We start from the raw sequence: 6446 nt of genomic DNA on the forward strand, positions 1-6446 counted from the left end.
AGCGGGCGCGGGCCCGGCGGGTTGGAGAGCGCCGTCGCGTACGGGCGCAGCAGGCGCCAGCGCTCGGCGAGCACGAGCGTCGCGGGCAGCACGACGAACATCGAGGCCATGATCAGCATGATCGCCAGAAAGCCGATGAAGCCGTACTCGGAGAAGCCCCGGAACGTCGAGACCACCGTGAGCAGCAGCAGCGAGAAGCCGGTCGTGAGGCCGGAGATGATCACCGACGGCCCCGTCGAGAGGTAGGTGTCGAGCAGCGCCCCCTCGACGCCGAGCCGGGGCAGCGCCTTCTGGAAGTCCTTGACCAGGTAGATCGCGTTCTCGACGCCGAGGCCGAACATGATGCCGACGATGAACGCCGTGACGAGGTTGAGATCGCCGACGGTGAGCGGCACCATGGCGAAGGCCCAGAGGATGCCCAGGGCCATCGGCAGGAACACGAGCACGAGGGCGGCGAGCGAGCCGAAGCTGACGAAGACGACGAGGGCGATCAGCGCGCTGGAAAAGACGCCGGCGCGGGCGAGGTCGGCGCGGATCAGGTGCAGCTCGTCCAGCTTGTTGCGGTGCGAGCCGCCGACCCCCGCCCAGACGCCGTGGGTGCGCTGGAGGTCCGCGGCGATCGCGCGCAGCTTCCCGTACAGCCGCTCGATCTCCCCGATGTTCGTCACCCCCTGGCGGGTCCTGACGATCATCCCCATGACCCGGCCATCGCTGCTCTCGTGGTACTCGGGCAGCGCCGAGTAGTAGCGCAGCGAGACCTTGAGGTCCTCCCGGTCCTCCTCCTCCCCGACCGTCTCCGGCGGCTTCGCGCCGGCCGGCTCGGCCGCGAGGTCCTCGACGAACGGGTTGACCTTCGCCTCCCAGGCGAGGACCTCGTCGCCGATGCGCCGGACGTAGTCGTTGGGTATCAGCAGGTAGCGCCAGGTGCGGAAGAAGTCCACCGGCCAGCGGTACTGGAAGGACGAGACCTCGGGGAGGGCGGCCACGCGGTCGGCCGCGGCGTGCAGCGCCTGGAGCAGCCGCGCGCGGTCGTCTCCCTCGAGCATGAGCACGAACGCGCCGCCGTCGCTCACCACCGGGTCGAGCTGCTTGGTCAGCACGGAGGCCGGGCTCGACCTGGGCAGGAGGCGGATCAGGTCGGAATCGACGCTCAGGTGCGATGCCTGCCACGCCGCGGGCGCGCTGACCAGGACGACCAGCGCGACCCAGCGCCACGGATGGCGCCAGGCCGTGCGGCAGATGAACCGGGCGAGCGCAGCGTACCGGGACTGCATGGGGCCGACGGTGCCCGGCTACCGGGCGCTGGAGGCGCGCGCGGCGGCCGGCGGAACTGGGCTCGGGTGCGCAGACATGGCGCGCACGATACAACCTGGAGGCTCCCCGCGCAAGCGACGCGGCCCCGCGGCGGCGCGCGCCGCTTGACACCCCGAGCGGCCGCGTGAAATAACCCCGCGACATGAACCACGTGCGCCGCTGGCTGCCGCTGGCCCTCGGCTGGCCCAACGCCCTGGCGGCGGCGCTCTGGCTCCAGCACCTGGCGGCCGCCGCCCGCGCGGGCCTCTGGTCGCCCGGGAAGCCTGCCGACGCCGCCGGCGCGCTGCTGGGGCTGCTCGCGCTCCAGGCCCTGGTGCAGGCGGTGCGCGCGCCGCTGCCGGGGGCGCCGCGGTTGCGGGCCGGGCTGACGCTGCTGCTGCTGTTCCTCGCCAACGCGCTCTGGTCCTACCAGCGCGAGGCCCGGACCCCGTTCAGCTTCGACCTGCTGATGCAGAACCTGGCGGAGATGCGCTACTACGAGTCGTGGCAGGTCATCTTCAGCCGCATCGGTTCGGTCGGGCTGTTCGTGGGCATCGGCGGCTGCGTCGTCCTGCTGGCGCTCGAGCGACGCTGGCGCCTGCTCTCGGGAGAGGCCGAGCGGCGGCCCGTCGCGCTCAAGGCGGTCGCGGCCGCCGGTCTCTTCGGGGCGTTGGCAATCTCCCCGCTGCCGACGCAGGACGGGTTCACTTCCCTGGTGCGCAGCATCGGGGCCTACTACGTGCCGGACTACCCGCAGACGCCGGACCCGGCGCCGGGGACGTTCCCGCTGGTGCGCTCAGAGCCGGGCGCGGCCGCCCGGACGCCGGTCGCGCCGGCGCCGGACGTGATGCTGGTGATGGTCGAGTCCTTCGCCGGGACCATGGTCGGCGGCACGACCGCGGACGGGCGCGCCATCACCCCCGTCTTCGACGCCTTCGCGCACGAGGCGCTCAGCGTCGAGCGCTTCTACGCCAACTCCATCCAGACGTCCAAGGGGCAGTTCGCGACGCTCTTCTCGGCGATCCCGAGCCTGCGCGGCAAGGAGTTCGAGCCCTTCGCGGACCGCAGCTTCCTCTCGCTGGCGGCGCTGCTGCGCGGCTTCGGCTACCGCACGGTCTTCCTGCAGGCCTACAAGGACGCCGCGTACGACAACACCCGCGCCTTCCTCGGCGCCAACGGCTTCGACGTCGTGCAGTCCGTCTCCGAGTTCATGGCGCCGGGCGACCGGGAGAAGATCTGGGGCTGGGGGCTGGAGGACGACGTCTTCTACACGCGGTGCCTGGAGCGGCTGGACGCGATCCGCCGCGAGGCCGGCGACCGCCCGCTGTTCGTGGTGCTCGCGCCGATCGGCAATCACATGCCCTTCGACGCCGTGCCGCAGGCGCTGCGGGGCCTGCACCCCGCGCCGGAGACGCCACGCGAGCGCCTGGAGAACTCGATCAACCTCGCCGACCGCTTCCTGGGCACGCTGCTTCAGGAGGCCGGCCGGCGGCCGCGCCTCGCGGCGGGCATCCTGGCCATCACGGCGGACCACGCCACGCCGACCGGCGAGCACGGGTACTTCCACAACGAGGCGCACGCCGACGAGGAGTTCTTCCGCATCCCGTTCGCGCTGCGCTGGCCGGGCCGCGTGGCGCCGCGGCGCATCGCGGACGCGCCCTTCTCGCAGATGGACGTCGCGCCGACGCTCCTCGATCTGCTGCAGCTGCCGGTGGCGCGCGATCCCTTCCAGGGGGTCTCGCTGCTCGAGCCGGCGCGGCGGCTGCACCCGATCTACCTCGTGCAGCCCTATTCCGGCCGCTTTCTCAGCGTCGTCGAGTATCCGTGGAAGATCGTGCGGCACTTCGACCGCGACGCCCTCTTCGACCTCGCGCGCGACCCCGGCGAGCGCACCGACGTCGCGGGGCGCCCCGAGGCCGCCGCGGCCCTGGAGCGGATGCGCGAGCGCCTGGGGCAGATGTACGTCAACCAGAAGCTGCTGGAGGCCGACCTGATCTGGCCGCGCGGGGCGAGCGCGACGGCGCCCTGACTCCCGTCGTTCACGGCCCCCCCTTTGCCACAGGGGGGAGGGGGATTTCCGCGTTATGCGCCGGGACGCGGGCCGGCGCCTGAGGCGAGCGCCCCCGAGGCGACCAGGGCCCGGGCGCGCTCGTAGGCCGGGACGTCGTCGACGTCGATCCAGAGCCCGTCGCCGACGTCGAACACCCGCGCCTTGCCGCGCGCGGCGAGCCGGCCGATGCCGCCCGAGAGCGAGAAGTCGCCGGCGCGGAAGCTCTCCTCGAGCGCGGCGAACAGCGCCGGCGTGCAGAGGAAGATCCCGGTGTCGAAGGCGTTGTACGTCGCGATCCCCTTGCCGATCTCGCGGATCGCCCCCGCTTCCACGCGCACTTTCGTCACGTCCTCGAGATCGACGGTCGGATGCCCCTCGATGCGCGAGTCGACGGCGAGGATCACCTCGTCGGCCGCGATCGGCTCGGCGAGCAGGCGCGCGAGGATCCGCGGGTCGAAGAGGTGGTCCGACATGAGCAGGACGAAGCGGTCCCCGAGGCTCGATGCGGCGCGCGCCACGGAGACGCCGTTGGCCTTCTCCCACTCGTCGTTGCGCACGAAGCGCACGTCCAGGCCGGCGAGCAGCGGCGAGGCCGGGACGAAGCGCTCGATCGCCTCGCCGAGGTAGCCGGTCACGACGCGGAAGCTGCGGATCCCGGCCGCCGCGACCGTCAGCATCACCCGCTCGAGCAGCGTCATGCCGGCGAGCGTGACGAGCGGCTTGGGCTCGCCGAGCGCGGCCAGCCGGCTCCCCTTGCCGGCGGCGATGATCAGGCAGTCCGTCCGCTGGGCGCGTTCCATCGCGGCGGCCTCAGGCGCCCGCGCCGGAGGCGGCCAGCGTCTCGAGCTCGGCGGCGAGCCGGCGGTCGCGCCGGCGCTGTGCGGGGATGAGCGCGAGCAGCGCCAGGTTCAGGAGCAGGACGTAGACCAGGTACCAGCCCATGCCCAGGCCGGCCCAGAAGGACCCCGCGCCGACGGGGAGGAAGGCGGCGACGACGATCCCCGCCTTGTGCGAGTTGGAGGCCATGAGCGCCCACCACGGCAGCAGCGGCCGCTGGCCGGCCTCGTAGCGCGGCGCCAGCGCGCCCGCCAGGCGCGGGTGGCGGTGGCGCCAGTGCGTGATCGCGCGCTCGAGCGCGGCGCTGGAGGAGAGGAAGAAGCGTTGCTGGTGGTAGTAGGCGCGGTGGACGGCCTGGAGCAGCGCCGCGCCGGCGCCGGAGGGTGCCGAGTGCCTGAGCCGCTCCGGTTGCGCGTCCACGACGTCCGTCTTGCCGTGGACGTAGTGGAGGTAGAGCGTGCGCTGGTACTCGACGAGCGAGCTCTGCACCGAGTGCGACGCGCCCGCCGCCGCCGCGAGCGCCAGCAGCAGGGGGGCGTGCGTCCCGGCGCGCTCCCAGCCGCCGCAGATGATGGCCAGGTAGATCGCCAGGAACGAGAGGTTGTCGCAGAAGCCGTCGACGATCCGTCCGAGCGGCGTCTGCATGCTCTTGAGCCGGGCGAGCTGGCCGTCGGCGCTGTCGAGCGCCGAGTGCAGCAGCAGCGCGAGGGCGCCGAGGACGGCCAGCGTCGCGACCGTGCCGCGCCGCGCCGACTCGAAATAGAACCACGCGCTGAGCCAGCCGGCGAGCACCGCGAGCACCGAGACCTGGGTCGGCGTGACGGGGGTGCGCCGCAGCGCCTGGACGATGAGGAAGCCCAGCGGCCGGATGAGGTAGATGTCCCCCACCTCCTCGACGGCCCGCGGCTTGGCCATCCTGCGGTAGTCGGCCCTGGCCTGCTTCCAGCCCACGAAATCCCCCCCTCGCTGCGCGGCCTCCGTGCGGAGGCAGGTTATAGCAGAACCCGCGCGTGCGTGACAATCGCGGCCGGGGGGGCGCCGCGCCCAGACCGGCGCTTCTGCTATCATGCGACCCATGTCCGGGGAGGCGCAGGTCGGGGGGCCGCAGTATGACCGCACGGGGCGCTACTTCATCCTCGGGGCGCTGGCCGTGGCGCTCTTCCTCGCCTGGAAGCTCTTCCGGCCCTTCTTCTCCGCGATCGCGATAGCGGCGATCCTCGACATCATCTTCTACCCCTTCTTCGACCGGCTGCGGCGGTCCTTCGGCGGCAGGGGCGGCCCGGCGGCCGCGCTCACCGTCGTGGTCGTCGTCCTCGTGGTCATCGTGCCGGTGGTGATCGTCGGCTTCCTCGTGACCAAGCAGGCGGTCGACCTCTACCAGTCGCTGACCGCGCGGGCGGCGGACGCGAGCCTCCTCGACGGGCTGCTGCGGATTCGCGACTGGGACGCCGCCGAGGCCTGGCTCAGCGCCCACGCGCCCTGGCTGGACGTCAAGGCGCTGAACCTCAAGGGGATCGCGATCAGCTTCCTCGGCAAGGTCAGCGACTACGGCGTGCGCATGGGCACCTCGGTCGCCTCCAACGTCGTGACCTCGGTCGGGACGTTCGCCGTCGTGCTCTTCTCGCTCTTCTTCTTCCTGCTCGACGGCGGGCGGTTCGCGCGCTGGGCCTCAGGGCTGGTGCCCCTGCACGACGACCACCTGCAGCAGCTGCAGCGGACCTTCGTGGGCATCGTCAAGTCCGCCGTGGTCGGCAGCGGCGTCGTCGCGCTCGTCCAGGGGGTCCTCGGCGGGTCGGCCTTCTGGCTTGTCGGGCTCCCGGGGACGCTCTGGGGGGCGGTCATGGCGTTCATGAGTCTCGTGCCGGTCGTCGGCTGCGCCATCGTCTGGCTCCCGGCGGCGCTGATCCTGTTCGCGCAGGGGCACACGGGCGCCGCGCTCTTCCTGCTGCTCTGGGGCTTCATCGTGATCTCGAGCGTCGACAACGTCGTGCGGATCCTCGTCGTCAAGGGGCCGGTCGAGATGCACCCGCTGCTGATCTTCTTCTCGGTGCTCGGCGGCATCCAGTTCGCGGGGATGCTCGGCGTGGTCTTCGGCCCGCTCATCGTCGCGGTGGTCCAGGCCCTGCTGGAGATCTTCCGCTGCGAGTTCATGGAGCCGCCCGCCCCGCCGGCGGGGCAGGCGGGTTGAGCCGCCCGCCGCCGCCGCGGGCGGTCCTCTTCGACGCCGTCGCGACGCTGATCCGCCCCTGGCCGTCGGTGGGCGCGG

The 6446-nt window shown here is 72.4% G+C and carries 5 protein-coding genes; 2 read left to right on the top strand and 3 right to left on the bottom strand.

Features of this window, described 5'->3' with window-relative positions:
• On the bottom strand, positions 1–1274 hold a 1274-nt coding region (locus VI078_12105), incomplete at its 3' end, for an MMPL family transporter (GenBank protein HEY6000023.1).
• 182 nt (positions 1275–1456) lie between these two features.
• Here VI078_12105 and VI078_12110 point away from each other — a divergent pair.
• Positions 1457–3322 (top strand): sulfatase-like hydrolase/transferase, encoded by a 1866-nt coding sequence (locus tag VI078_12110; protein ID HEY6000024.1) that lies wholly within the window; start codon positions 1457–1459, stop codon positions 3320–3322.
• Between the two features lie 53 nt (positions 3323–3375).
• On the opposite strand, the gene VI078_12115 is transcribed toward VI078_12110, so the two are convergent.
• Together VI078_12115 and VI078_12120 are read right to left on the bottom strand one after the other, a co-directional pair.
• Positions 3376–4143, bottom strand: coding sequence for a phosphocholine cytidylyltransferase family protein (locus VI078_12115; GenBank protein ID HEY6000025.1), 768 nt, complete (start codon positions 4141–4143; stop codon positions 3376–3378).
• Between the two features lie 10 nt (positions 4144–4153).
• Complete coding sequence (locus VI078_12120; GenBank protein ID HEY6000026.1) at positions 4154–5131, bottom strand: CDP-alcohol phosphatidyltransferase family protein; 978 nt, start codon at positions 5129–5131, stop codon at positions 4154–4156.
• 124 nt (positions 5132–5255) lie between these two features.
• On the opposite strand from VI078_12120, the gene VI078_12125 reads away from it, so the two are divergent.
• Complete coding sequence (locus VI078_12125; GenBank protein ID HEY6000027.1) at positions 5256–6368, top strand: AI-2E family transporter; 1113 nt, start codon at positions 5256–5258, stop codon at positions 6366–6368.
• Positions 6369–6446: the final 78 nt, after the last annotated feature.

The sequence above is a fragment of the bacterium genome (assembly GCA_036524115.1).
Classification (GTDB): Bacteria; JAUVQV01; JAUVQV01; order JAUVQV01; family DATDCY01; genus DATDCY01.

Bases quoted from the DNA above. Each gene is read 5' to 3' on its own strand.
- VI078_12110 (HEY6000024.1), top strand. From the start codon at position 1,457: ATGAACCACGTGCGCCGCTGGCTGCCGCTGGCCCTCGGCTGGCCCAAC.
- VI078_12115 (HEY6000025.1), bottom strand. From the start codon at position 4,143: ATGGAACGCGCCCAGCGGACGGACTGCCTGATCATCGCCGCCGGCAAG.
- VI078_12125 (HEY6000027.1), top strand. From the start codon at position 5,256: ATGTCCGGGGAGGCGCAGGTCGGGGGGCCGCAGTATGACCGCACGGGG.